This window comes from Streptomyces sp. NPDC058671 (assembly GCF_042716475.1).
Classification (GTDB): Bacteria; Actinomycetota; Actinomycetes; order Streptomycetales; family Streptomycetaceae; genus Streptomyces.
The window spans coordinates 1-26,529 of the sequence record NZ_JBHXSA010000019.1 but is presented as its reverse complement, the minus strand read 5'-3'; the positions used below and the strand labels follow the sequence as shown (position 1 = coordinate 26,529).

Annotated in this window: 23 protein-coding genes; 17 read left to right on the top strand and 6 right to left on the bottom strand. The window is 71.5% G+C overall.

Annotation, left to right across the window (positions count from 1 at the left end):
* Positions 1-216 precede the first annotated feature (216 nt).
* Together ACFWV2_RS23075 and ACFWV2_RS23070 are read left to right on the top strand one after the other, a co-directional pair.
* Positions 217-1,668, top strand: coding sequence for a PP2C family protein-serine/threonine phosphatase (locus ACFWV2_RS23075; protein ID WP_384407188.1), 1,452 nt, complete (start codon positions 217-219; stop codon positions 1,666-1,668).
* Positions 1,669-1,771: 103 nt separating this feature from the next.
* Positions 1,772-3,232 (top strand): aminopeptidase P family protein, encoded by a 1,461-nt coding sequence (locus ACFWV2_RS23070; protein ID WP_384407186.1) that lies wholly within the window; start codon positions 1,772-1,774, stop codon positions 3,230-3,232.
* A 106-nt stretch (positions 3,233-3,338) separates the two neighbouring features.
* Here ACFWV2_RS23070 and ACFWV2_RS23065 read toward each other — a convergent pair whose 3' ends face one another.
* Positions 3,339-3,794, bottom strand: coding sequence for an ATP-binding protein (locus tag ACFWV2_RS23065; protein WP_384407184.1), 456 nt, complete (start codon positions 3,792-3,794; stop codon positions 3,339-3,341).
* 204 nt (positions 3,795-3,998) lie between these two features.
* Between ACFWV2_RS23065 and ACFWV2_RS23060 the strand changes: the two genes are divergently transcribed.
* The 9 genes from ACFWV2_RS23060 to ACFWV2_RS23020 all read left to right on the top strand — a co-directional run bounded on the left by ACFWV2_RS23060 (position 3,999) and on the right by ACFWV2_RS23020 (position 13,812).
* Complete coding sequence (locus ACFWV2_RS23060; protein ID WP_384407182.1) at positions 3,999-4,787, top strand: hypothetical protein; 789 nt, start codon at positions 3,999-4,001, stop codon at positions 4,785-4,787.
* 142 nt (positions 4,788-4,929) lie between these two features.
* A complete protein-coding gene (locus tag ACFWV2_RS23055) occupies positions 4,930-5,712 on the top strand; it encodes a YcnI family protein (RefSeq protein WP_384407181.1) in 783 nt (260 codons plus the stop codon).
* A gap of 53 nt (positions 5,713-5,765) precedes the next feature.
* Positions 5,766-6,473: an SCO family protein gene (locus tag ACFWV2_RS23050; protein ID WP_384407179.1), complete on the top strand. Its 708-nt coding sequence runs from the start codon at positions 5,766-5,768 to the stop codon at positions 6,471-6,473.
* Complete coding sequence (locus ACFWV2_RS23045) at positions 6,470-6,928, top strand: copper chaperone PCu(A)C (RefSeq protein ID WP_384407177.1); 459 nt, start codon at positions 6,470-6,472, stop codon at positions 6,926-6,928. The genes ACFWV2_RS23050 and ACFWV2_RS23045 overlap by 4 nt, the downstream gene beginning before the upstream one ends.
* 44 nt (positions 6,929-6,972) lie before the next feature.
* A complete protein-coding gene (locus ACFWV2_RS23040; protein WP_384407175.1) occupies positions 6,973-8,964 on the top strand; it encodes a copper resistance CopC/CopD family protein in 1,992 nt (663 codons plus the stop codon).
* 3 nt (positions 8,965-8,967) lie between these two features.
* Positions 8,968-10,239 (top strand): iron uptake transporter deferrochelatase/peroxidase subunit, encoded by a 1,272-nt coding sequence (efeB, locus tag ACFWV2_RS23035; RefSeq protein WP_384407173.1) that lies wholly within the window; start codon positions 8,968-8,970, stop codon positions 10,237-10,239.
* A gap of 48 nt (positions 10,240-10,287) precedes the next feature.
* Positions 10,288-11,223, top strand: coding sequence for a prephenate dehydratase (pheA, locus tag ACFWV2_RS23030; protein WP_384407171.1), 936 nt, complete (start codon positions 10,288-10,290; stop codon positions 11,221-11,223).
* A 496-nt stretch (positions 11,224-11,719) separates the two neighbouring features.
* Positions 11,720-13,009 (top strand): serine--tRNA ligase, encoded by a 1,290-nt coding sequence (serS, locus tag ACFWV2_RS23025; RefSeq protein ID WP_360787979.1) that lies wholly within the window; start codon positions 11,720-11,722, stop codon positions 13,007-13,009.
* Positions 13,006-13,812 (top strand): HAD family hydrolase, encoded by an 807-nt coding sequence (locus ACFWV2_RS23020; protein ID WP_384407168.1) that lies wholly within the window; start codon positions 13,006-13,008, stop codon positions 13,810-13,812. Before serS ends, ACFWV2_RS23020 begins: the two co-directional genes overlap by 4 nt.
* 387 nt (positions 13,813-14,199) lie before the next feature.
* Here the strand turns inward: ACFWV2_RS23020 and lpdA are convergent, their stop codons facing one another.
* The 5 genes from lpdA to ACFWV2_RS22995 form a co-directional block, all read right to left on the bottom strand.
* A complete protein-coding gene (lpdA, locus tag ACFWV2_RS23015; protein ID WP_384407166.1) occupies positions 14,200-15,603 on the bottom strand; it encodes a dihydrolipoyl dehydrogenase in 1,404 nt (467 codons plus the stop codon).
* Positions 15,604-15,937: 334 nt separating this feature from the next.
* Entirely contained in the window at positions 15,938-16,657 is a 720-nt protein-coding gene (locus tag ACFWV2_RS23010; RefSeq protein WP_384407164.1) for an ABC transporter permease, read from the bottom strand.
* Between the two features lie 14 nt (positions 16,658-16,671).
* Positions 16,672-17,583 (bottom strand): ABC transporter ATP-binding protein, encoded by a 912-nt coding sequence (locus tag ACFWV2_RS23005; protein ID WP_384407162.1) that lies wholly within the window; start codon positions 17,581-17,583, stop codon positions 16,672-16,674.
* Entirely contained in the window at positions 17,580-18,491 is a 912-nt protein-coding gene (locus tag ACFWV2_RS23000; protein WP_384407160.1) for an ABC transporter permease, read from the bottom strand. Before ACFWV2_RS23000 ends, ACFWV2_RS23005 begins: the two co-directional genes overlap by 4 nt.
* The gene (locus tag ACFWV2_RS22995; protein WP_384407376.1) at positions 18,488-19,453 is read right to left on the bottom strand and encodes an ABC transporter ATP-binding protein; all 966 of its coding nucleotides are present in this window, start codon (positions 19,451-19,453) and stop codon (positions 18,488-18,490) included. The genes ACFWV2_RS23000 and ACFWV2_RS22995 overlap by 4 nt, the downstream gene beginning before the upstream one ends.
* Before the next feature lie 250 nt (positions 19,454-19,703).
* Here ACFWV2_RS22995 and ACFWV2_RS22990 point away from each other — a divergent pair, with 250 nt between their 5' ends.
* The 6 genes from ACFWV2_RS22990 to ACFWV2_RS22965 all read left to right on the top strand — a co-directional run bounded on the left by ACFWV2_RS22990 (position 19,704) and on the right by ACFWV2_RS22965 (position 26,435).
* Positions 19,704-20,549 carry a M24 family metallopeptidase gene (locus tag ACFWV2_RS22990; protein ID WP_384407158.1) on the top strand — a complete coding sequence of 282 codons (846 nt, stop codon included), beginning with the start codon at positions 19,704-19,706 and terminating at the stop codon, positions 20,547-20,549.
* Positions 20,549-22,414, top strand: a complete 1,866-nt coding sequence (locus ACFWV2_RS22985) for an SDR family oxidoreductase (protein ID WP_384407156.1) — start codon at positions 20,549-20,551, stop codon at positions 22,412-22,414. Before ACFWV2_RS22990 ends, ACFWV2_RS22985 begins: the two co-directional genes overlap by 1 nt.
* A 311-nt stretch (positions 22,415-22,725) precedes the next feature.
* On the top strand, positions 22,726-23,655 hold the full coding sequence (locus ACFWV2_RS22980; protein ID WP_384407154.1) for a MerR family transcriptional regulator: 930 nt from the start codon (positions 22,726-22,728) through the stop codon (positions 23,653-23,655).
* 115 nt (positions 23,656-23,770) lie between these two features.
* Positions 23,771-24,331, top strand: coding sequence for an RNA 2'-phosphotransferase (locus ACFWV2_RS22975; RefSeq protein WP_384407152.1), 561 nt, complete (start codon positions 23,771-23,773; stop codon positions 24,329-24,331).
* 8 nt (positions 24,332-24,339) lie between these two features.
* Positions 24,340-24,792 carry a hypothetical protein gene (locus ACFWV2_RS22970; protein WP_384407151.1) on the top strand — a complete coding sequence of 151 codons (453 nt, stop codon included), beginning with the start codon at positions 24,340-24,342 and terminating at the stop codon, positions 24,790-24,792.
* A 65-nt stretch (positions 24,793-24,857) separates the two neighbouring features.
* Entirely contained in the window at positions 24,858-26,435 is a 1,578-nt protein-coding gene (locus ACFWV2_RS22965; protein ID WP_384407149.1) for an aldehyde dehydrogenase family protein, read from the top strand.
* Positions 26,436-26,529 lie beyond the last annotated feature (94 nt).

The following is a 26,529-nucleotide window of genomic DNA, read 5'->3' as shown; positions in this document are numbered from 1 at the left end:
GACGCGCCTTCAAACGACGCCAGTCGACCGCTAAAGGTGCACACCGGGGACAATTTTCGGCCAACTTCTCGCGGAGTTCAACCCTTGCGCACCACCTTGCGGACAACCCCATGGACACCACAAGTCCCATGGGGACAATGCTGGACATCACTCCTCTGGTGCGTGTAGATGTGGATGCATCGAGCGGCGCAGGATGACATGGGGGTTTGCGATGCTATGGCGTCAAACGCACCGGTCGGAAAGCCGACTGACATGAGCGCCCCACACCTGCCGAAAGTGGCTGGAATCGATTCCACGGCTTCCGGGCCCCCGCACACTACGGCGCCTCTTCCCGGAGTACCGGCGGCGGCGCCACCCCCCGACGCGGCCCCGCCACCCGGGGCGCTGATCCAGGACAGGCTCGCCGCCTGGGTCTCCGACCTCACCACCCTGCACGAACTCACCGAGCGCCTCATCCGCACCGCCTCCCTCGACGAGGCCCTCCGCGAGGTGCTCGGGGCCGGCGCCGCCCTCGTCGGCGCCCGCCGCGGAATGGCCGTCCTCGAACCGGCCGACGGACTCGGCCCCGCCACCACCATCGGCCTCGGCCTCGCCCACTCCGACCTCGGCACCATCGAGACCGTCCCGCGCGGCACCAGCAGCTACGGCCGCCTCCTCGACGGCATCCCCGACCCCGGCCACCCCGAGCGGGTCCCCGACCCGATCGCCATCCGCGACGTCCGCACCGAGGAGGGCCTCCACCCGCGCCACCGCGAGGTCGCCGCCCGGCTCGGCTACGCCGCCAGCTACGCCCTCCCCCTCGCCACCGAGGACGCCGGCCGGCTCGGCGCCGCCGTCTGGCTCTACGACGAGCCCGCCGAACCCAGCAACCGCCAGCGCCACCTCATCGGGTTGTACGGCCGCTTCGCCACCGAGCACGTCGCCCGGCTCCTCCAGGTCGAACGCGCCCACGACCACGTCACCACCATCGCCGAGGAGCTGCTCCCCACCCGCCTCCCCCGCGTCCCCGGCGTCCAGCTCGCCGCCCGCCACCGCACCGGGCCCCGGGGCGGCGGCGACTGGTACGACGCGCTGCCGCTGCCCGAGGGCGCGCTCGGGCTCTCCGTCGGCTCCGTCTCCGGGACCGGACCCAGCGCGCTCGCCGCCATGGGACGGCTGCGCGCCTCCCTGCGGGCGTACGCGGTGATGGAGGGCGAGGACCCCGTCGCCGTCCTCTCCGACCTGGAACTCCTGCTCCGGCTCACCGAACCCGCCCGCTCGGCGACCGCGCTCTTCGCGTACGCCGAGCCCGCCCGACGCCGCATCGTCCTCGCCGGAGCCGGGCACGCCCCGCCGCTGATCGTCGGCGAACGGCGCACCGAGTTCGTCGAGACCTCGCTGTCGGCCCCGCTCGGGATGCTCTCCTGCTGGGAGGCGCCGAGCGTGGAGCTGTCCCCGGCACCCGGAGAAACGGTGCTTCTCTACACCGACGGGCTCCTGCGCCGTACCGGCGACGCCATGGACCGCGCCTTCACCCGCCTCCACGCGGCGGCCGCGAGCGTGCCGAAGGCGGACCGGGGCGACCCCGGCGCCGTCGCCGACCACGTCCTGCGGAGCCTGCTGCCCGAGGGCCTCGGCTCCACCACGGACGGAGAGGACGTGGTCCTGCTCGCCGCCCGCTTCGAGTGACCGACGGGTGACACAGCGGTCATGGGTCTTCCGGCCCTGGGCCCCCTTCGGTACGACCGTACGATGGTGGGGGTTCAGTGTCGTACCAAGAGGAGGCAGACCCGTGGCCGAGGAGCTCACGCCGGAGACCCCGGAAGAGACCGAAGAGCAGGCGATCAAGCAGCGGAAGAACGGCCTGTACCCGGGCGTGTCCGACGAGCTGGCCGAGAACATGAAGTCCGGCTGGGCCGACACCGAGCTGCGTGGTCTGGAGCCGATCGCCCAGGCCGACAAGACCGCCGCGCGCCGTGCCGCGCTGTCCGCCCGCTTCCCCGGCGAGCGCCTGGTGATCCCCGCCGGCAATCTGAAGACCCGGTCGAACGACACCGAGTACAGCTTCCGTGCCTCGACGGAGTACGCCTACCTGACCGGCGACCAGACGCAGGACGGCGTCCTCGTCCTGGAGCCCACGGCGGGCGGCCACGAGGCGACGATCTACCTGCTGCCGCGCTCCGACCGCGGCAACGGCGAGTTCTGGCTCGACGGCCAGGGCGAGCTGTGGGTCGGCCGCCGCCACTCCCTCACCGAGGCCGAGCAGCTCCTCGGCATCCCGGCGAAGGACGTACGCGAGCTCGCCGGCGCCCTGCGCGAGGCCACCGGCCCCGTCCGCAACGTCCGCGGCCACGACGCCGGCATCGAGGCCGCGCTGACTGACAAGGTCACCGCCGAGCGCGACGAGGAACTCCGCGTCTTCCTCTCCGAGGCCCGGCTCGTCAAGGACTCCTTCGAGATCGCCGAGCTGGAGAAGGCCTGCGCCGCGACCGCCCGCGGCTTCGAGGACGTCGTCAAGGTCCTCGACAAGGCCGAGGCCACCAGCGAGCGCTACATCGAGGGAACCTTCTTCCTGCGCGCCCGCGTGGAGGGCAACGACATCGGCTACGGCTCCATCTGCGCCGCCGGCCCCCACGCCACCACCCTCCACTGGGTGCGCAACGACGGCGACGTGCGCTCGGGCGACCTGCTGCTGCTCGACGCCGGCGTGGAGACCACCGAGCTCTACACCGCCGACATCACCCGCACCCTGCCGATCAACGGCCGGTACACCGAACTCCAGCGCAAGATCTACGACGCGGTGTACGAGGCGCAGGAAGCCGGCATCGCCGCGGTGAAGCCCGGCGCCGCCTACCGCGACTTCCACGACGCCGCCCAGCGCGTCCTCACCGAGAAGCTCGTCGAGTGGGGCCTCGTCGAGGGCCCGGTCGAGCGCGTCCTGGAGCTGGGCCTCCAGCGCCGCTGGACCCTCCACGGCACCGGCCACATGCTCGGCATGGACGTCCACGACTGCGCCGCCGCGCGCACCGAGGCCTACGTCGACACGACTCTGGCGCCGGGCATGTGCCTGACCGTCGAACCGGGTCTGTACTTCCAGGCCGACGACCTGACCGTGCCGGAGGAGTACCGCGGCATCGGCGTCCGGATCGAGGACGACATCCTCGTCACCGAGGACGGCAACCGGAACCTCTCCGAGGGGCTGCCGCGCCGGGCCGACGACGTCGAGGCGTGGATGGCCGCGCTGAAGGGCTGATCACGGCGTACGTTGGAACCGAAGGGCCCTCGTCGACCGACCGGCGAGGGCCCTTCCCCTCTGCGGGGACGGCACACCGGGGACGTCCGTCACGTCGTCCGGGACGTCACGCCAGCAAGAGGGACGGGGTGTCCTTCCACTTCAGGATCTTGTCGAAGCTGACCACGGCGCCGCCCCGGCCCGACCGGTTGCCGAAGTGCACATGGTCCGCGAGCTCCTCGATCAGCCGCATCCCCCGGCCGTTCTCGGCGTCCGGTGAGGCGGTGGGCACCTCGGCGCCGGGGAACCCAGGACCCGAATCGGCCACCTCGATCCGACAGGTCTCGCCGTCCAGGTAGGCCGTGACCCGGTACGCCCCCGTGGGCGCCCCGTGCGCGCGGCCCCGTCCGACGCCGCCGCCGTGCTCCACCGCGTTCGCGCACGCCTCGGTCAGCGCGACCGACAGCTCGTAGGACACGTCGGGATCGACGCCCGCCGTCTCCATCGTCCCCATCAGAAGCCGCCGGGCGAGCGGCACGCTCGCCGCCTCGCGCCGCAGATGGAGTGACCACCAGATGCTCATGCTCCGGCCTCCCGGTAGCGGCTCGACATACCTCTACGTATTGCCGCAGACGACGCTTCGTAAGCCCCCGAGGGCGACAAGAGCGCCCGTTCGGCGGATGCACTGGGCCAATGCGCCGGTGTATGTCACCCCGAAGGCCCTCAAGAACGACCTTATGGACCTGCCGCGTGCGGGTGGGGGCGCTGGTGCGATGATGGGCCCGCCATGAATGCCCCCGCGCTCGCTCCACGGCTGCTGAGGGCCGCGGTGTTCACCGCGGTCTGCGTCGTGCTGGCCGCGCTCGGGCACGCCCTCGCCGCCTGCGCGGGGCTCGCCCTGTGGACCCTGCTCGCCGGGCTCCTCGGCGTCTTCGGCCTCACCGTCCTCGTCACCGGACGCGAGCGTTCCCTCGGCTTCGTCGTCGGCGCCCTCGCGGGGGGACAGCTCGGCCTGCACGTCCTCTTCGGCCTCGGACAGCGCCGGCTCGGACCGGTCCCCGGGGCGGACGACGCCCTCATCCGGATGGCCGCCCGGCTGGTCTGCGGCGCGGGGACGGCGTCCCTGGACTCCGCCGACGCCGCCAGGATCCTGCGCGACGCCGGACTCGACCCGGCGGCCGGCGCCTCGGCGGGGGTCCACGCCCACACGGCCGCCACGGCGGCTACGCCCGCCGGTGAGCTGCTGCCCGGCCTTCCCATGCTCCTCGGCCATCTCCTCGCCGCCCTCGCCACGGGCTGGCTGCTGCGGCGCGGGGACCGCGCCCTCAGCCGCCTCGTCGAACTCTCCGAGCAGGGCGCGACGGAGCTCGCCGAGTGCGCCCCGGTACGCGCCCTTCGGGCGGCGCTCCGACTCGTACGGGCGTTGCTCACCGGGCTGTCGACGGTCCCGCGCACCGGTCTCGGACGGGCGGTCCGTACGGCCTTCGGCTCCTCGCCGCCGCCGGTGGTCGCGGCTCTCGAGGACACGGTGATCAGGCGCGGCCCGCCGGCCGCCGCCTGCGTCCTCGCGGCCTGACCCCAGGCCGACGCAGATCGACGCGGTCCGCCGCGGTCCGCTCCTCGGGAGCGTGGACCGCGATCGTCCGCACGCCCGCGGTTCACCTTCCTTCGGCGTGCCGGACTCCACCGTCCTTCTCCGAGCTGGAGTGTCTTCTGCCATGACCGATTCCCGTGTCTCCGTCTCCCGTGTCTCCGCTTCCCGTGTCGCCCTCGCCGGTGGCATCGCTCTCTCCTCCGTCGTGCTGCTGTCCGGCACGGCCTTCGCGCACGTGAGCGTGCAGCCGCAGGGCGAGGCCGCCAAGGGCGGCTACGCGACCGTCAACATCAAGGTCCCGAACGAGCGCGACAACGCCTCCACCGTGAAGGTCGAGGTCAACTTCCCGCTCGACCACCCGCTCGCCTCCGTGATGCCGCAGCCCGTGCCCGGCTGGAAGGCCGAGGTGACCAGGAGCAAGCTCGCCAAGCCGCTGGAGCTGCACGGCAAGAAGATCAACGAGGCCGTCTCCAAGGTCACCTGGACCGCCGACGGTTCGAAGATCGGCCCCGGCCAGTTCCAGCAGTTCCCGCTCTCCCTCGGCCGGCTGCCCGAGGACGTCGACCAGCTGGTCCTGAAGGCGGTCCAGACGTACGACAACAAGGAGGTCGTGCGCTGGATCGAGGAGCAGAAGGAGGGCGCGGAGGAGCCGCAGAACCCCGCCCCCGTCCTGAAGCTCTCCGCCGCCTCCGACGACCACCACGGCGCTGCCGCCACCCCGACCGTCTCAGCCTCCGCCACGGCGGACGAGAAGGCCGGTCACGAGGACAGGACCGCGTCGCACAAGGAGACGGCCGCCGCCGACTCCTCCGACACCACGGCCCGGATCCTCGGTGTCATCGGCATCCTCGTCGGTGTCGCCGGCGTCGCGTTCGGTGTCCTCGCCGGCCGCCGCCGCTCGCTCTGACAGCCGGCCGCACCTCACCCCTGAGACCCAGGAAAGAAGCGGAAAGAAACAGCATGTCCGCAGAGAAGACATCCTCTCCGAGCCGTCGCACCCCCCTGATCGTCGCCGCGGCCGCCATCGTCGCCGCGCTCGGCATCACCGCGGCCGTCGGCCTCGGCGGCAACGACGACAAGACCTCCGGCCAGGGCTCCGGCGCGATCGCCGAGATCTCCGGTGGCAGCGACTCCACCAAGGCCGCCACCGTCCTCGACCGGCCGTTCACCAAGCCCGCGCTCGTCCTCACCGACACCAAGGGCGAGAAGTACGACCTGCGGGAGCGCACCAAGGGCAAGCCGACGCTCATCTACTTCGGCTACACCCACTGCCCCGACGTCTGCCCCATGACGATGAGCAACATCGCCATCGCCAAGAAGCAGCTCCCCAAGGCCGACCAGGACAAGCTCCAGGTCGTCTTCGTCACCACCGACCCCGAGCGGGACACCTCCGCGGAGCTCGCCAAGTGGCTGCCCGCCGCAGGCGACCCCTCCTTCACCGGTCTCACCGGCGCGTTCTCCACCATCCAGGCGGGAGCCCGGCAGATCGGCATCGGCATCGACCCGCCGAAGAAGGAGAAGGACGGCAAGGTCGTCTCCATGCACGGAGCCCAGGTGATCGCCTTCTCGCCCACGACCGACCAGGGCTACGTCCTGTACGGCGAGGACGCGACCATCGACGACTACGCCAAGGACCTGCCGAAGCTCATCAAGGGGGAGAACCCGTGAACCGCCGCACCACCACCCTGTCCGCGGCCGTGGCGCTCACCGCCGCTCTCGCGCTGACCGGGTGCTCGTCCTCGTCCGGCGGCGGAACGCCCGAGCTGAAGGTCAGCGGCGCGTTCATGCCGCAGCCGGTGCTGGACATGGCCGGTGGTTTCCTCACCATCACCAACGACAGCGACACGGCGGACAAGCTCACCTCCGTCACCAGCCCGATCTCGGACGACGTCACCATCCACGAGACGAAGAACCAGAAGATGCAGGAGGTGAAGTCCTTCGACATCCCCGCGGGCGGCACCCTCTCCCTGGAACGCGGGGGCAACCACATCATGTTCATGGAGCTGAAGAAGAAGCCCAAGCAGGGCGAGAAGGTCAGCATCGAGCTCCACTTCGAGAAGTCCGACCCCATCGAGGTCGAGCTTCCCGTCGAGGCCGCCGGCCACAACCCGCGGCAGCACTGAGCGCGTTGACGGAGTTCCGAGAGAACTGACGGAGTGACCCAGAGATGACAACCACCGCCCCGCGCCTCGGTACCGCCCTGGCCCGGCTGCTGATCCTCGCGGCCGCGCTGCTCGGCACGCTGCTCGCCGGCGCCGCCCCCGCGTCCGCGCACGCGGCGCTGACCGGAAGCGATCCCAAGGACGGGGCGGTGGTCGCCACCGCTCCCAAGGAGGTCAACCTCACCTTCTCCGAACAGGTCGCCATGAGCGCCGACTCGATCCGGGTCCTCGACCCGGCGGGCCGGCGGGCCGACACCGGCGAGATACGCGACCTGTGCAGCGGCTCCATCGTCCGCTACGGCGTGGGCCTGCGCGCCGGGCTGCCCGACGGCACGTACACGGTCGCGTGGCAGACCGTCTCGGCCGACAGCCACCCCATCTCCGGCGCCTTCACCTTCTCCATCGGCGCCCCCTCCACCACCTCCGTCGCCCTGCCCGACCGGACGGCGGGCGGCGGGCTCGTCGGCACCCTCTACGGCATCGCGCGCTACCTCTCGTACGCGGGTTTCGCCGTCCTCGTCGGCGGTGGCGCCTTCGTCCTGGCCTGCTGGCCGCGCGGCGCGAGCGTCCGGCCCGTCCAGCAGACCGTGGTCCGGGGCTGGCTGACGCTCACCGGCGCCACCCTCGTCATGCTGCTCCTGCGCAATCCGTACACCGGCTCCGGGGAGCTCTCCGACGCCTTCGACCTGGCGGGCCTGAAGTCCGTCCTCGAGACGAAGACCGGGGCGGCGCTCACGTCCCGGCTGCTGCTGCTCGGCGCGGCCGCGCTCTTCGTGGCCGTCCTCTTCGGTGCCTACGCCCGCCGCACCGACCCGAAGGAGAAGAAGGACCTCGCCTTCGGGCTCGGCATCGGCGGCACCGTCGTCGCCGCGGGCATCGCGGGCACCTGGGCCCTGGCCGAGCACGCCTCGACCGGTCTCCAGCCGGGCATCGCCATGCCGGTCGACATCCTGCACCTCCTCGCTGTCGCCGCCTGGCTCGGCGGTCTCACGGTGCTGCTCGTGGCGCTCTACCGGGCGCCGTCCGTCGAACGCGCGGCGGTCGAGCGCTTCTCCAGGGTGGCCTTCGGCTCCGTGGCCGTCCTCGCGGCCACCGGGCTCTACCAGTCCTGGCGCCAGGTCGGCTCCTGGTCGGCACTGACCGGGACGCGCTACGGGCAACTGCTCCTGGTCAAGATCGGCCTGATATGCGTCCTCCTGGGCATCGCGTGGATCTCCCGCCGCTGGATCCAGCGCCTGTCCGACCCGACACGGACGGAGAAGACCGAAGGAGCGGAGGAGTCCACGGCGCAGGACGCGGAGGACACAGAGGAGTCGGAGCCCGCGGAGGCCGCGGAGGAAGCCGAGGGGGTCGAGACGGCCGAAGCGGACGACGCGGGCGACGTCGCCGACGCGGCCGTGGCGCCTCCGGCCGCCGATTCCGAGCGGGCCGCTCAGCTCGCCCGGCAGCGGGCCGCCGTCGCCACCGCGCGGCGCAAGCGGGAGCGGGACGCCGACCCCGAGCGGTCCGGGCTGCGCCGCTCGGTCCTGACCGAGGCCGCGGTCGCCGTCGTACTCCTCGCCGTGACCACCGTCCTCACCTCGACCGAGCCCGGCCGCACCGAGGAGGAGGCCGCGCGGGGCACCGCCGCCTCGGGCCCGGCCGCCGTGCCCGACCGGCCCGTCGACATCCGGCTGCCCTTCGACACCGGGGGCGTCGACGGCAAGGGCGTCGTCCGGCTGAACCTCGACCCCGGTCGCACCGGCGCCAACGCGCTCCACCTCTACGTCGAGCGCCCCAACGGCAAGCCGTTGGACGTCCCCGAGATCAAGGTCGCCTTCACCCTGGAGTCGAAGGACGTCGGCCCCCTGCCCGTCGCCCCCGACCGGATCCAGACCGGACACTGGAGTGCCGGCGGCGTCCAGATCCCGATGCCCGGGGAGTGGCGGATCCAGGTGACCGTCCGTACCTCCGACATCGACCAGACCACCATCGACAAGAACGTGAAGATCGGCTGATCCGTGACCGAGAACGACAATCCTGAGATCTCCCGGCGGCGTCTGCTCGGCACCGTCGGCGCGGCCGGCGCGGCTGGACTGGTCATCGGCGCCGCCGGAGGTGTCGGGGTCACCACCGCCGTGTCGGGCGATTCCACTCCCGCCGCGACCGGGGCCGGTGGCGCCCCGGCGCTCAGCTCGGTCGGCGCGACCGAGGTGATGTTTCACGGGAAACATCAGGCCGGTATCACCACTCCGCTCCAGTCCCGGGGGCATCTGATCGCCTTCGACCTCGCGCCGGGAGCCGGCCGCAAGGAGGCCGTCGCTCTGCTGCGCCGCTGGTCGGCGACGGCGAAGGCCGTGATGTCGGGCGAGGCCGCGGCCGACGACACCGGGATCGCGCTCGACGCGGGCCCTTCCTCCCTCACCGTCACCTTCGGCTTCGGCCGTACGTTCTTCGACCGCACCGGGCTCGTGGCGCGCCGCCCTGCCGGGCTCGACCCGCTGCCCGCCTTCTCCGCCGACGCCCTGGATCCCCGGCGCTCGGAGGGCGACCTGTGGGTGCAGATCGGCGCCGACGACGCACTCGTCGCCTTCCACGCGCTGCGCGCGCTCCAGAAGGACGCGGGCGACGCGGCCCGGGTCCGCTGGCAGATGAACGGCTTCAACCGCTCGGCCGGCGCCACCGCGAGGCCGATGACCGCGCGCAACCTGATGGGCCAGGTCGACGGCACGGGCAATCCGAAGATCACCGACCCCGACTTCGGCCGGCGGATCTTCGTGCCGGCGGGGGCCACCGGCGCGGAGGCCTGGATGGCCGGCGGCTCGTACGCGGTGGTGCGCCGAATCCGGATGCTGCTCGACGACTGGGAGAAGCTGACGCTCGACCGCCAGGAGAAGGTGATCGGGCGCAGGAAGTCCGACGGGGCGCCGCTGACCGGTGGTACGGAGACCACCGAGCTGGACCTGGACAAGCGCGGCCCGGACGGGGAGACGGTCATCCCGGACAACGCGCACTCCCGGATCTCCGCCCCCGAACAGAACGGCGGGGCGGCGATGCTGCGCAGGCCGTTCTCCTTCCACGACGGCATCGGTCCTGACGGGACGCCGGACGCCGGTCTCCTCTTCGTCTGCTGGCAGGCGGATCCGTTGCGGGGGTTCGTCCCGGTGCAGCGCAAGCTCGACCGGGGGGACGCGCTGTCGGCGTTCATCCGTCACGAGGCGAGCGGCCTCTTCGCCGTCCCGGGCGGCCCCGCCGAGGGCGAGTACGTCGGGCAGCGGCTCCTGGAGTCGTGACGCCCCGTGCGGGGGGTCCGCGTCTCCCGGGCCCATTAGGGTGACGGTATGTCCGCCAACCGGTACACGTATCTCGGCCCCGAGGGCACCTTCACGGAGGCCGCGCTGCGTACGCTGCCCGAGGCCGCGACGAGGGAACTCGTCCCCATGGTCTCGGTCCCGGCCGCGCTCGACGCCGTACGGAACGGGGAGGCCGCCGCCGCCCTCGTCCCGATCGAGAACTCCGTCGAGGGCGGGGTGACCGCGACCCTGGACGAGCTGGCCTCCGGCGAGCCGCTGATGATCTACCGCGAGGTGCTCCTCCCGATCGCGTTCGCGCTGCTCGTGCGGCCCGGGACCAGGCTGTCGGAGATCAAGACGGTGACGGGGCACCCGGTGGCCCAGCCGCAGGTCCGGAACTGGATGCGGGCGAACCTGCCCGAGGCGGTGTGGGAGTCGGCCGCCTCCAACGCCGACGGGGCCCGGCTGGTGCAGGAGGGCCGCTTCGACGCCGCCTTCGCCGGGGAGTTCGCGGCGGCGACGTACGGCCTCGAAGCCCTGGTCACCGAGATCCACGACGCGGAGAACGCCGAGACGCGCTTCGTGCTCGTGGGCCGACCGGCCCGGCCGGCGGCTCCGACGGGGGCCGACAAGACCTCGGTGGTGCTGTGGCTGGGTGACGATCATCCGGGTGCCCTCCTCGAACTGCTCCAGGAATTCGCGGTGCGCGGCGTGAACCTGATGCTGATCCAGTCCCGGCCCACGGGAGCGGGGATCGGGAACTACTGCTTCGCCGTGGACGCCGAGGGCCATATCTCGGACCGGCGGGTGGGCGAGGCGCTCATGGGCCTCAAGCGGATCTGCCCGCAGGTGCGCTTCCTCGGGTCGTACCCGAGGGCGGGCGTCGAGGTCGAGGACGTGCGGGCGCTGCGGCGCGGCACCTCGGACGGGGAGTTCATGGCGGCCTCCGACTGGTTGGCGAGGACCCAGGACGGTCGGGCCTGACTCGATGGTGACGGAACGCTCCCGGCGACGGGAGCGGTCGTCCACAGGTACGAACCACTAGTCCTACCTGCATATGTTGGCTTCCCCATCCGAGTTATCCACAGGCCCCATCGGCAACCTGGGGACAAGTCGACAGCCCGCCCCGACAAGGTCGACAAATCGCCCTAGCCACTCCCGGCCCGGACCCGCCTGTCCACAGCGGGAGAGGGCACCGCCGCCAGTGCTCCCTGCTCGGCCGACCCCTGGAGCGAGCAATTCCTGCCCAAATGAGTGCCTGAATGGCGTTTGATCACGGAATTGCCAGGCCCGCGAGCGGGAATCCGCGTGACCTTTCCCGTAGTCCACAGATCTTCCGCACAGCCTGTGGATAACTGAATGCGTCGCTTCAGTTCCCACCTATTCCACTGACGGTCAATTCGGGCTAAACGGTACGCGCGGCAACACGCGTGACGTTATCCGGTGGGGGCGGGTGAACGGGCACCGGTAGCCTGGTGGGGTGATTGACCTTCGCCTGCTCCGTGAGGACCCCGACCGTGTTCGCGCCTCCCAGCGCGCCCGTGGAGAGGACGTCGCGCTCGTCGACGCCCTGCTCTCCGCCGATGAGCGGCGCAGGTCGTCGGGCGTCCGCTTCGACGAGCTCCGCTCCGAGCAGAAGGCGCTCGGTAAGCTGATCCCCAAGGCCACCCCCGAGGAGCGCGCCGAGCTCCTCAAGAAGGCCGAGCAGCTCAAGACCGACGTCAAGGCCGCCGAGGCCGAGCAGAACGACGCCGACGAGACGGCCAAGCGGCTCCTGCTCCAGCTCGGGAACATCGTCCACACGGACGTGCCCGTGGGCGGCGAGGAGGACTTCGTCGTCCTGGAGACGCACGGCACCATCCGCGACTTCGCGGCCGAGGGCTTCGAGCCCAAGGACCACCTGGAGCTCGGCGAGGCGCTCGGCGCCATCGACGTGGAGCGGGGCGCCAAGGTCTCCGGCTCGCGCTTCTACTACCTGACCGGCGTCGGCGCCCTCCTGGAGCTGGCCCTGGTCAACGCGGCGATCGCCCAGGCCACCGAGGCCGGCTTCATCCCCATGCTGACCCCCGCGCTGGTCCGCCCGCGCGCCATGGAGGGCACCGGCTTCCTCGGCCAGGCCGCGGAGAACGTGTACCACCTGGAGAAGGACGACTACTACCTCGTCGGCACGTCCGAGGTCCCCCTCGCGGCGTACCACATGGACGAGATCATCGACGCGGACAAGCTGCCGCTGCGGTACGCGGGCTTCTCGCCCTGCTTCCGCCGCGAGGCCGGCACGTACGGCAAGGACACCCGGGGCATCTTCCGCGTCCACCAGTTCGACAAGGTCGAGATGTTCTCGTACGTCGCGCCCGAGGACGCCGAGGCCGAGCACCAGCGGCTCCTGGAGTGGGAGAAGCAGTGGCTGACCGCCCTCGAGCTGCCGTTCCAGGTCATCGACGTCGCCACCGGTGACCTCGGCTCCTCCGCCTCCCGCAAGTTCGACTGCGAGGCGTGGATCCCGACGCAGGGCAAGTACCGCGAGCTGACCTCGGCCTCGAACTGCGACAGCTTCCAGGCCCGCCGCCTCTCCGTCCGGATGCGCGACGAGCAGGGCGGCAGGAAGACCGTGCAGCCGCTGGCCACCCTGAACGGCACGCTGTGCGCCGTCCCGCGCACGATCGTGGCGATCCTGGAGAACCACCAGCTGGCCGACGGTTCGGTGCGGGTGCCGGAGGTGCTGCGGCCCTACCTCGGCGGCCGCGAGTTCCTGGAGCCGATCGCCAAGTGAGCTCCTTCCCCTACCGCCTGGTCGCGACGGACCTCGACGGCACGCTGCTGCGGGCCGACGAGTCCATCTCCGGCCGTACGCGGGACGCGCTCGCCGCCGCGACGGCGGCGGGTGCCGCCCACATCGTCGTCACCGGCCGGGCGGTGCCCTGGACCCGGCACATCCTCGACGACCTCGGCTACGAGGGGATCGCGGTGTGCGGGCAGGGCGCGCAGGTCTACCACGCGGGGGAGCACCGGCTCCTCACCTCGCTGACCCTGGACCGGCAGCTCGCGGGGCTCGCGCTCTCCAAGATCGAGGCGGAGGTGGGCCCGCTGGCGCTGGCCGCGAGCCGCGACGGCCTGGAGGGCGAGGTCCTGCTGGGCCCCGGCTACCGGGCCCACGAGGGGCCGCTGCCCTACGTGCCGTACGAGGACCCGGCCGAGCTGTGGGCGGCGCCGCTGACCAAGCTCTACCTTCAGCACCCGACGCTGACGGACGACGAGCTGACCCGGGCCGCCCGTGCGACGGTCGGCGGGCTCGTGGACATCGTCATGGCGGGGCCGGGCGTCGTGGAGATCCTCCCGCTCGGCCTCAGCAAGGCGACGGGTCTCTCGCTGGCGGCGCGCCGGCTGGGGGTGAAGGCCGCGGAGACGATCGCCTTCGGCGACATGCCGAACGACATCCCGATGTTCGGCTGGGCGGCCCACGGCGTGGCCATGGCCAACGCGCACGCGGAGCTGCGGGCGGTCGCGGACGAGGTGACGACCTCCAACGAGGAGGACGGCATCGCGCTCGTCCTGGAGCGCCTGCTGGCCGCCTGAGCAGCGCGGGGAACCGTACGAAAGGCCCGCTCCCTTCGGGGAGCGGGCCTTCGCGGTTCGCGGCCCGCGCGGACCTGAGTCCGCGCGCTCGAAGCGGCCGCCCCGGGAGATCCCCCGTGTCCCCCGTACAACTAGTGTGCGCCGGGCCGCCGTTCGGGTGCGAGTGGTTTTCCGTGGGGGGCGCGGGTCAGCGGGTAGCGTGGCGGCCTTCGGGGGACACGGCGATGACGAGGCTGGTGATCGCGGTGACCGCCAGCCGGAGACGCGTACCGGGTGACGAACGCACCCACGACCTGATCGGTCGGGACGGTTCGCCACCCGGGTGGATCTCGCTGGGGTCCCACGAGGCCGGCACCTTCCGTGCCCATCACCCGGACCCGGGGGGACTCAGAAATTGATCATGTGTCCCGCGAGGCCGTGGATCGCTTCCTTCACGGCCTCGCCGAGCGTCGGGTGCGCGTGGACGTTCCGGGCGACCTCGTGGACGGTGAGGTCCCACTGCTGGGCCAGGGTCAGCTCGGGCAGCAGCTCGGTGACGTCGGGGCCGATCAGGTGGGCGCCGATGATCTCGCCGTGCGTCCCGTCGGCGATGATCTTGACGAAGCCGGTGGCGTCGCCGAGGCCGTGCGCCTTGCCGTTCGCCACGAACGGGAACTTGGCGACCTTGACGTCGAAGCCCTTCTCGCGGGCCTGCGCCTCGGTCCAGCCGAAGCTGGCGATCTGCGGCTGGCAGTAGGTGGCGCGCGGGATCATCGGGTAGTCGAGCTCCATGGTCTCGGCGTCCCCGATGGTCTCGGCGGCGATGACACCCATGGCCTCGGCGGTGTGCGCCAGCATCAGCTTCGCGGTGACGTCACCGATGGCGTAGATGTGCGGCACGGAGGTGCGGCAGCGGCCGTCGACGTCGATCGCGCCGCGCTCGGTGAGGGCGACGCCGGTCGCCTCGAGGCCGTAGCCGGTGACGTTCGGGGCGAAGCCGATGGCCTGGAGGACCTTGTCGGCCTCCAGGACCTTGCTCGCGCCGTCCTTGCCGGTGACGGTGACGCGGACCTGCGGGCCGGACTCGTCGATGGTCTCGACACGGGTGGAGGTCAGGACGTCGATGCCCAGCTTGCGGTACTGCTTCGCCAGCTCCTTGGACACCTCCTCGTCCTCCAGCGGGGCGATCCGGTCGAGGAACTCGACGATCGTGACCTTGGTGCCGTAGTTGTTGAGGACGTACGCGAACTCGATCCCGATGGCGCCGGCACCCGCGATGACGATCGACTTGGGGGCGTCCTCGGCGAGGATCTGCTCCTCGTACGACACCACGCGCTCGCTGCGGGCGGTACCCGGGAGCAGTCGCGGGGTGGCGCCGGTGGCGATGATGCAGTTGTCGAACGTGATCGTGTCCGAGGTGCCGTCGGACTTGGCCACCTGGAGGGTGTTCGCGTCGAGGAACGTGCCCCGGCCGGTGAACTCGGTGATGCCGTTCTTCTTCATGAGGAAGTGGACGCCCTTGACGCGGCCGTCCGCGACCGAGCGGCTGCGGCGGTAGGCGTCGCCGTAGTCGAAGGTGACGGTGCCGTCGACCTTGATGCCGAAGGTCTTGGCCTCGTGGTGGAAGATGTGGGCGAGTTCGGCGTTGCGCAGCAGCGCCTTGGTGGGGATGCAGCCGACGTTCAGGCAGACACCGCCCCAGTACTTCTCCTCGACGACCGCGACCCGCTTGCCCAGCTGGGCGGCGCGGATGGCGGCGACGTAGCCGCCGGGGCCAGCTCCGAGTACGACGACGTCGAAGCGGTCTGACATGACTGACTCCCGAGGGGGGTGAAGGTGTTCGGTCCGCGTACGCGCCCACAGTAGCCCCGTGTCCTCGACCCGGACTCCTGGAGTCGCGCCAGGGCAGAGGCACCTTCGTCAGGTCGGCCGCGGACCGGCCGCACTCCTGCGACCGGGACGCGGACGCCGACCTCGCCCTTCACCTGGCCGTCGTCGGCGCGACGCCCGACGCGGCCTTCGTCGAGGTGTACCGCGCCCGGGACCGGACGGCGGGGGACGAGGGGGTTCGGTACGGCTCCGGGGTGGGGCTTTCGGGGTGGGGCGGCGGGTCTCGGAGCCGTACCGCGTCGGTGTGTGCCCGCTGCTACTCCTCGCCCGCCAGGGTCAGTCTGCTCAGCTTGTGGCCGGCGAACCAGGTGGCCGCGATCGTGACGCCAGCGAGGAGCGCCACCGCCGTGGGGAGGCCGACGTCGGAGGTGACGAGGCCGTCACCGGTGACCTTCTGCGCGAGCGCGAGGGCCCACTGCTGGACGCTCAGGGTGCGGGCGCCCGCGATCAGGGAGCCGAAGAGGGTCTCCCACACCAGGGCGTAGACCAGGCCGATGACCACGGCGTGCCGGCTGATCGTGCCGAGCAGCAGGAACAGCGCGCTGTACGCGATGGAGGCCACGAGCGCCGCCACCGTGTACGCCACGGCCACCTGCTGGCCGTTGCCGTTGAGGATGAATCCGGCGATGAACGTCGGCACCGCCGAGAAGACCATCGTCACCGCGATCGCGATGATCAGCTTCGTGAAGATGATCGAGGACCGCTTCACCGGCTTGGACAGCAGATAGACGATCGAGCCGTCGTCGATCTCCGGACCGATCGCTCCCGTGCCCGCGATCACGCCGATCAGCGGCACCATCGTGGCGAGCGCGAAGCCGCCGAGGACTTCGGCCGCGACCTGGTCGTCCGCGCCGTTGAAGGCGCGGACCGCCGCCGCGATGAGCAGCAGCATGCCGGGCAGCAGGAAGAGGATCATGGCCCGGCGGCGGCCGAGGAGGGCCCGGTAGGTGAGCCGGGCGACTGTGGGGTTGTACATCGGTCAGGCTCCTTTCAGGCCGCGACGAGGTATGAGAAGACCGATTCGAGGGACTCGTCCGAGGGCGAGACCGTCAGGAGACGGATCCCCCGCTCGCGCGCGACCCTCGGCAGCAGTTCCGTGAACCGCCCGAAGTCCACCGCCTGCACGCGCAGACCGCCCTCGCCGTGGTCGACCTCGATCCCTGCCGTGGACGGGTCCGCGATCAGCGCCGCGGCGAGCGACCGGTCGTCGCTGGAGCGGACGAGGTAGCGGTGCGGCCGGTCCGTCATCAGCCGGCGGATCTTGCGGAAGTCGCCGGAGGCCGCGTGGCGCCCGGCCACGATCACCTCGATGTGGGAGGCGAGCTGCTCGACCTCCTCCAGGATGTGCGAGGAGAACAGGACCGTGCGGCCGTCCGCGCCCATCCGCCGCAGCAGATCCATCAACTGCATGCGCTGGCGCGGGTCCATGCCGTTGAACGGCTCGTCGAGCAGGAGCACCGACGGCTCGTGGACGAGGGCGGAGGCCATCTTCACGCGCTGCCGCATGCCCTTGCTGTACGTGGAGATCTTGCGGTCCTGGGCGTACTCCATCTCGACCGTGCCCAGGGCCCGCTGGGCCTCCTTTGCGCCGAGGCCCTGCAACTCCGCGTTCGCCAGGACGAACTCGCGGCCCGTGAGGAAGTCGTACATCGCCTCCCGCTCGGGCACGACACCGATCTCGCGGTAGACCGACTCGCTCCCCCAGATCGTCTGCCCGTCCAGGGTGACGGAGCCGGTGGAGGGGTCGAGGAAGCCGCCCATCATGTTGATCAGGGTGGACTTCCCCGCGCCGTTGGGCCCGAGGAGGCCGGTGACACCCGGACCCACCGTCATCGTGACGTCGTTCACGGCCACGACGTTTCCGAACCAGCGGGAGACGTGGTCGATGTGGAGCGTGGTCACAGCCCGACCTTTCGGTAGCGGCGCATCAGGATGCCGTACGAACCGGCGATCAGCGCGAGGACGACCAGCAGATAGACCACGCCGGCGCCTGCGCCCGGGCCCTCACCGCCGGGGAAGGCGCTGGGCGCGCCCAGGAAGGCGGTGTGCACGCCGTCGATGAGGGTCATCGGCGAGAAGAGGCCGAGCCACACGATGGCGTTCTCGTTCTCCGTGGCGTGGGCGATGCCCATGAGGGTGGAGACCGCCCCGTACGAGATCGTCAGGACGGCGATCACGGCGGCGACACCGAAGCCGCGGCGCGGGGTGAGGGCCGCCATGACCAGACCGATCCCGCCGAAGAGCAGCGAGAGCAGCGCCACGGACAGCAGTCCCTGGCCGAACATCCCGGTCTGCTCGGCGAAGTCCATCTTGGCGAGCAGCGAGCCGATCCAGAGGATCAGCAGCGGCACGGCGGTGAGGACGAAGAGCGCAGAGGCCATCGCCCCGAACTTGGCGAGCACGTAGTCCGCGCGCTCGATCGGCCGGGAGAAGTACAGCGGGACCGTCCGGAACCGGAGGTCGCGGGAGACCGACTGCGGCGCCTGCGAGGCCAGGTAGATGCTGATGACGACCTGGAGGAAGATCGCGTACTGCGTGTACTCGATGGAGAGCTTCGACTGCTTCGTGACGACCGCGACGGCGACGATGATCAGCGCCGGGACGCACATCACCGCGAACAGCAGCATCGGCAGCACCTTGGACTTGGCACTGCGGCCCAGGCCGTACGCGCCGCGCAGCGACTGCGAGAACAGCGACCTGCGCGCGTACGCCCGGCCGAGGCGCGGGCCGTCGTACGACCGGTAGCCGATGTTGTGGATCTGCGTCGTGTCGGGAGCGGCCTGGGAGGGCTGGGGGATCTGGGTGCTCATCGGGCCGGCACCTCCTCGTGCTGCGGGGACGCCTCGGGCCGGAAGACCTCGGCGATGTGATGGCGGCGCTGCTCCATGCGGACCAGACCGAGACCGAGGTCGGCGACGATGTCCCGCACCAGGTCGTACGTCTCCTCGCCCGGCGCTTCCAGGAGCAGGATGTGGCCGGCGCCGGGCAGGCCCTCCTCCACGCCCGCGTGGAGGGTGACACCCGCCGCGGCGAGGGCCGCGCGGAGCGCCGACGTGCCGTCGGGGTGTGCGTCCGAGTCGGTGACCTCGACCGCGAGGGTCGTGGTGGTCCGGGTGAAGTCGCTGGTGGAACTGGAGCGGAGCAGCTTCCCGCCGTCGATGACGACGACGTGGTCGCAGGTGCGCTCCAGCTCGCCAAGGAGGTGCGAGGTGACGAGGACGGAGATGCCGAAGTCGGTCCAGACCCGGCGGATCAGTCCCAGCATCTCGTCGCGGCCGACCGGGTCGAGGCCGTTGGTCGGCTCGTCGAGGAGGACCAGCTTGGGGTCGTGGACGAGGGCCTGGGCGAGCTTGACCCGCTGTTTCATGCCGGTCGAGTAGCCGCCCATGGGGCGGTACCGCTCCTCGTACAGGCCCACGTGGCGCAGGGTGTCGGCGGTCCGCTCGCGGGCGGCGGTCGGGGGCAGCCCGGACATGCGCGCCATGTGGACGACGAACTCGGTGGCCGAGACGTCGGGAGGGAGGCAGTCGTGCTCGGGCATGTATCCCACGCGCTCACGGATCTGGCCGCCGGCGGTCCGGACATCGAGGCCCAGGACCTCCGCGCGGCCCTCCGTGGCGGGGGAGAGCCCGAGCAGGATCTTGATCATGGTGGACTTGCCGGCTCCGTTGGCACCCACGAGTCCGGTCACACCGGGTCCGATGTCCAGGGAGAGCCGGTCAAGAGCGGTCACCCGGGGGAACCGCTTGCTGAGGCTTTCGGTCGCGATCACAGTCACGCTTCGACGGTAGTGGGGTGCGCCACAGCGGTCGTCAGCCCAACGGCTCGATCCTTGTCCGACTACAGGAGTACAAACCCAGTAGGGGGGTCGCGACGAAAGTCTTTTCCCCGGGCCGGGCGTCGGACTTTTCCACAGGCGCCGGTCCGACCCCTTGACGTAGCCGCCAGGCATTGTCACATTCATCGATGTCACGTTACGAACGCGTAGCGCGATCGGACGCTCACACGGGACGGCGGGTGGCATGGCCTCGGCAGTGACAGGGGAACTCTCCGCGGAGCTGCGGGGGTTCAGGGAGGTACAGCGGCTCGCCTACGCGTGCGCGGAGGCCGTCGCGGCCCGGCTCACACCGGGCGTGACCGAGCGGGAGGCCGCACGGATGCAGCGGGAGTGGCTGCGCGAGCGGGGGGTGCGGGACTGGTTCCACCGGCCGTTCGCCTGGTTCGGGGACCGCACGGCCTTCGTGGACTTCAGGATCCCGCTCCAGTTCTTCCCGACGAACCGGCGCCTCGAACCGGGCATGCCCTTCATCCTCGACATGGCCCCCGTCCACAAGGGGTACACCGCCGACATCGGCTACAGCGGCTGCCTGGGCCTCAACCCCCTGCACGACAGGCTGCTCGCCGACCTCCGGGACCACCGCGAGCTGATCCTGCGCGAGATCCGCGAGCGGCGCTCACTCCGCGAGATCTACCAGGACGTGGACCGGCTCATGGTCCGCCAGGGGTACGCCAACCGGCACCGGGCCTATCCCTTCGGCGTCATCGCCCACAAGATCGACCGGGTGAAGGAGCGCCGCTGGGCCCCGACGCTCTTCGGCTTCGGCACCCAGGCCCTCAAGGGCCTCGCGAGCGATGCCCTGCACGGCCACCGGGACGGCTGGTCGCCCCTCTGGTCGCCGTACACGTTCTCCGACCACCCGCCGAAGCCCGGCCTGTGGGCGGTCGAGCCGCACCTCGGATTCCGGGGGACGGGCGCGAAGTTCGAGGAGATCCTGGTCGTCACCGACTCCCGGGACCCCGAGCAGAGCGCGTTCTGGCTGGACGACGATCTGCCGCACGTGCGGCGCTGGAAGGAGGGGGCGGTCTGATGGCAGGACGCAAGGGAACGAGGACGGGGCCCGGGGGACCGGCGACGCGGACCGGGGGGACGACGACGGGGCTGGAGGGGGCGCGGGAGCGCCGGGTCCGTACGGGCGGGATCGAACTGTGCGTCGCCGAGCTCGGTGAGACGGACCGGCCGACGGTCCTCCTCGTCCACGGTTACCCGGACTCCAAGGAGGTGTGGTCGGAGGTCGCGACCCGGCTCGCCGAGGAGTTCCACGTCGTGCTGTACGACGTACGGGGCCACGGCCGTTCCACGGCACCCGCCCCGCTGCGCGGCGGCTTCGCCCTGGAGAAGCTGACGGACGACTTCCTCGCGGTCGCCGACGCCGTCAGCCCGGACCGGCCGGTGCACCTGGTCGGCCACGACTGGGGCTCGGTGCAGTCCTGGGAGTTCGTGACCGTCCCCCGCACCGAGGGCCGGATCGCGTCCTTCACCTCGATGTCGGGGCCCTCCCTCGACCACTTCGGACACTGGATCAAGCAGCGGATGACCCGGCCCACCCCGCGCCGGGTCGGACAGCTCCTCGGCCAGGGCGCCAAGTCCTGGTACGTGTACCTGCTGCACACGCCCGTGCTGCCCGAGCTCGCCTGGCGCGGGCCGCTCGGCAGGCGCTGGCCCAGGATCCTGGAGCGGATCGAGAAGGTCCCGGCCGGTGACTACCCGACGCCGTCGCTGCCGAGCGACGCGGCCCACGGTGCCTGGCTCTACCGGGACAACGTCCGCGCCCGGCTCGGCAGGCCGCGCCCGGACGCGTTCGCGCACGCGCCCGTGCAGCTGATCACGCCGACCGGTGACGCCTTCCTCTCCGAGCGGCTCCACGACGACCTGGGCCGCTGGGTGCCGGACCTGACCCGGCGCACGCTGCCCGCGAAGCACTGGGTGCCGCGCACCCGGCCGGACCAGCTGTCCGCCTGGATCGGCGCGTTCGTCCGGGCCAACGAGGCACCGGCGGCCAAGGGGGCGGGTCCGCGTCGGCCGGCCACCGCGACGACGGCGAAGGGCGGGGTGAGGCCGGAGTACGCGGAGCGGTTCGGCGGCCAGCTGGTCCTGGTGACCGGCGCGGCCAGCGGTATCGGACGGGCCACCGCGTTCGCCTTCGCGGAGGCCGGCGCACGGGTCGTGGCCGTGGACCGGGACGCCGAGGGTGCGGTCCGCACGGCCGACATGGCCCGGCTGATCGGCGCCCCCGAGGCCTGGGGCGAGACCGTCGACGTCGCCGACGAGCAGGCGATGGAGAAGCTGGCCGCGAAGGTGGCGAGCGAGTACGGGATCGTCGACGTCCTCGTCAACAACGCGGGCATCGGGCTCACCGGCTCCTTCTTCGACACGACCAGCGAGGAGTGGAAGCGGGTCCTGGACGTCAACGTGTGGGGTGTGATCCACGGCTGCCGGGTCTTCGGGGCACAGATGACCGCGCGCGGACAGGGCGGCCACATCGTGAACACCGCGTCCGCGGCGGCCTTCCAGCCCTCCCGGGTCCTGCCCGCGTACAGCACGACGAAGGCGGCGGTGCTGATGCTCAGCGAATGCCTGCGCGCCGAGCTGGCCGGTCAGGGCATCGGGGTGTCCGCGATATGCCCCGGCATCGTGAACACCAACATCACGGCGACGACGCGGTTCGCGGGGGTCACGGACGAGGCGGAGGAGAAGCGGCGCCAGAAGAACGCGTCCCGGCTGTACGGCCTGCGGAACTACCCGCCGGAGAAGGTCGCCGACGCGATCCTCGGCGCGGTCCTGCACGACCGCGCCGTCGTACCGGTGACGCCCGAGGCCCGGGGCGTCCGCTTCCTGTCCCGGCTGAGCCCGGGGGTGCTGCGGGCCTTCGCGCGCTGGCAGCCGCCGGCGTAGGAAGCGGGCACTGTCGGCTCCCGCTCGTCGACGGCAGCCGTCGGAGCCGGAAACGGGCGGGGGGGGGTCGGGGGGCTCCGCCCGCCTGCCCACGCGGGAAGGGGTCGGGGTTCGGGTTCGGGTTCGGGTTCGGGTTCGGGTTCGTACGACCGTGGCACCGCCCGCCCGCGCGCGAAGGGGGCCGGGTCGGGGTCGCGGTCGCACGATCGCGGCTTCGCCCGCCCGGGGGTGGGTTCGGGGTCACGGTCGTACGATCGCTGTCCGGAGGGGCCCCGGCGGCGGGGTGGAGCGAGCGGTCGGTGGGAGCGGTTTTGTCCGAGCAGTCAGCACAGCCGGAGTACCGGATCGAGGACCTCGCCCATCACAGCGGGGCCACCGTCCGGACGATCCGCGCCTACCAGGATCGCGGTCTGCTGCCCCGCCCGGAGCGACGGGGCAGGGCGAACGTGTACGGGGACGCGCACCTCGCACGGCTCCGGCAGATCGCCGACCTCCTCGACCGGGGCTACACCCTGGCGTCGATCAAGGAGCTCCTGGAGGCCTGGGACACCGGCCGGGGACTCGGCGGGGTGCTCGGTCTGGTCGCGGAGGTCCACGGGCCGTGGACGGACGAGGAGGCGGCCCGCATCTCGCGCGCCGAACTGGACGCCCGCTTCGGCGGCACACCGGACGAGGAGGCCATCCGGGAGGCCGTCGAACTCGGCGTCCTGGAGCGGATACCCGACCGGGAGACGGAGGAGTACCTCGTCCCGAGCCCCCAGGAACTGGCCGTGGCGGTCGAGTTGTACGCGGCCGGGGTCCCGCTCGTGGCGATCACCGGCCATCTACGGGAACTCCGCGGCCAGGTGGAGCACATCGCCGCCCGTTTCCTGGAGTTCACCACCGAGCACGTCTTCGCCCGCTATCTGGAGCACCGGCCGCCGACGGACGCGGACGCCGTCGAGGCGGCGACGATGGTGCGAAGGCTCCGGCCGCTCGCCCAGCAGACGGTGGACGCCGAACTGGCACGGGCGATGCGCGTGTCGGCGACCCGGCACCTCCAGCTCCATCTGTCACCGGACGTGCCGTCGGTGCGGGATGACGAGCCGCGTCCGGTGGCGCTTCCGGCCGGGACCGTCAGGGCGGTGCAGGGCCTGGTGGGTCAGGAGGGGGTCGCGGCCTTCGTCGCCGCCGCCACGGAACGAGAGGTGCACAAGAGGACGATGGACACCCTCACCACGAATCGCCCTCTTCGTGAGTAGGGTGCTCAATTCGGTCAGCGGAACGGGGCCGTTGTCCACAGAAATCTCAACCGGCCTGTGGATAAGTCGCTTTGGTTGTGGACCAAACCTCTGGGCCATCCGGCATTCTGAGGGAATGACCTACCCACCACCACCGGACGAGCGTCGCACGGTGAAAGTATCGAAGTACCTCTCCCAGCACCTGCGCCACCAGCCCGAGCGCATCGGCCTCGTTCTCGACGCCCACGGCTGGACCGAGATCGACGCACTGCTCGACGCCGCCGCACGCAACGGCTTCCCGATCACCCGCGAGGAACTCGACCATGTCGTCGCGACCAACGACAAGAAGCGCTTCGCGATCGAGGGCAGCCGCATCCGCGCCAGTCAGGGCCACACCGTCGAGGTGGATCTGAACCTGCCGGCCGCGGAACCGCCCGCGTACCTCTACCACGGTACGGTCGCCGACCGGCTCCCGGCGATCCGGACGGAGGGGCTGCGCCCCATGGACCGCCACCACGTGCACCTCTCGCCCGACCGGGAGACCGCGACCCGGGTCGGCGCGCGCCGCGGACGACCGATCGTGCTCGCCGTCGACGCCGGCGCCATGCACCGGGCCGGGCACGTCTTCCACCTCAGCGCCAACGGGGTCTGGCTCGCCGACACCGTCCCGCCGGAGTTCCTGCGCCTTCCGGCATGATCGGTCCCATGACGCTCCCTCACCTGCCCAGCACCGAAGCAGCCGTCACCGCGATCCGTGAGATCGCCCGGGAGTTCGGCCTGGAGATGACGGTGACCGACGACATCGGTGCCGACCGGACATCCCGGCGTACGTCCTCCGGCGCGTTCGCCGTCCTCGACGCGGACGGCTCGCTGCCGCACGAGGCCTACGTCGAACTGGGCGGCAGCCCGTCCGTCACGGTCCAGGTCTTCCCCGAGGACGACGCCAGGGTCGTCGTGGACGGCGTCACGTTCGACGACGTGCCCCGGGACGCCGTCCCCGCGTTCCTCCGCTCCGTGCACGGCGGACTCGCCCATGTGAAGGGACGTTTCCTCCCGCCCGGCTGGTGGCTGGTCGTGCCACTCCCGGGCGACGAGACGTTCAGGGAACTCGTCGACGGCGCCGCGCTCACCCCGTGGATGAGCAGCCGGGTCCGCTGACCCGGCCGCCCACGGTCCGACAGCTATACTCGCGGCCGCATTCGACATGGTGAGAGGAAATCCAGGTGGCGGGTCCGACTGCGCTGAACTCGGTGATCGACGGCAAGGAGACCGCCGGGGACGGCGTCACCTACACCTCACGGAATCCGGCGCTCCTGAGCGACGTCGTCACCGAGGTCCGGCTGGCCGACGCGGAAACGTTCCAGGACGCCTGCGCGGCCGCGCGCGAGGCACAGCGCGACTGGGCGCGGGTACCGGCCCCGGTGCGCGGCCAGGTCGTCGGGGCCTTCGGGCGCCTGGTGCAGGAGAACAAGGAGGCCCTCGCCCGGCTGGTCACCCGCGAGGTGGGCAAGACGTACGCGGAGGCGCTGGGCGAGGTCCAGGAGATCATCGACACCTGCGAGTTCTTCCTCGGCGAGGGCCGGCGGCTGTACGGGCACACCGTGCCCTCCGAGATGCCCGACAAGCAGCTCTTCACCTTCCGGATGCCCGTCGGTGTGGCGGTCATCGTGACGGCGGGCAACTTCCCGGTGGCGGTGCCCTCCTGGTACCTGGCGCCGGCCCTGCTCTGCGGCAACGCGGTGGTGTGGAAGCCGGCCGAGTACGCTGCGGCGACCGCGCGCGCCCTGGCGGAACTCGCCTGGCGGGCGGGCGTGCCGGCCGGAGTGCTCAACCTGGTCTTCGCCGACGGCGAGACGACGTTCGCGGGTCTCGACGCCGCGCTGGGCCGCGGTCTGGTGGACAAGGTCGGCTTCACCGGCTCGACGCTCGTCGGCCGGCGGATCGGCGAGCTGTGCGGCCGGCACCTGCAGACGCCGTGCCTGGAGCTCGGCGGCAAGAACCCGATGGTCATCGCGCCCGACGCGGATCTCGACCTGGCGGTGCAGGCGGCGCTCTTCTCCGGGTACGGCACGGCGGGTCAGCGCTGCACCTCGCTGGGCACCGTCATCGCGCACGAGGACGTGCACGCCGAGTTCGTACGCCGCTTCGCCGAGGCCGTGCGGACCGCGGCGGTGGGCGAGCCGTCCGAGGGCGTCGTCTACGGCCCGTTGCTCGACGAGAAGTTCGCGCGCACCTACGAGACGGCGCTGAGCTGGATCGACGACCACCACACGGTCCACGGCTCGACCGCGGTCGGCCGGATCACGGCCGAGTCACCCCGTGAGGGCTTCGTCGGCGACCCGTCGGACGGCCTGTACTACCACCCGGTCCTCGTGGACGGGGTCCGGCCCACGGACCGGATCTTCCTGGAGGAGACCTTCGGGCCCATCGTCGGCGTGACCACGTACCGGACGCTCGACGAGGCGATCGAGCTCGCCAACACCCCGGGTTACGGGCTCTCCGCCGCCGTGTGGACCAGCGACCCGGCCACCGCGTTCCGCTTCCGGCAGGGCGTCGGCGCCGGAATGATCAGCGTCAACAACTCCACCTCGGGCGCGGAGGCCCACCTTCCGTTCGGCGGCAACGGCAAGTCCGGCAACGGCAGCCGTCAGTCCGGCGTGTGGGTGCTCGACCAGTTCACCCGCTGGCAGTCGATGAACTGGGACTTCTCCGGTTCGCTGCAGAAGGCCCAGATGGACGTGGCGACCGTCGAGGCCGACCTCACCTACCGGCTGCCGGCGTCCTGGACCGACGGAGCCTGAGACAGCAGCTCCCGGCGGCCCGGACCACCCCGGGTCCGGGCCCCCGGAGCCCACAGACACCGAGGGCGCCGGGGGCGGGGGGCGGAACACCACC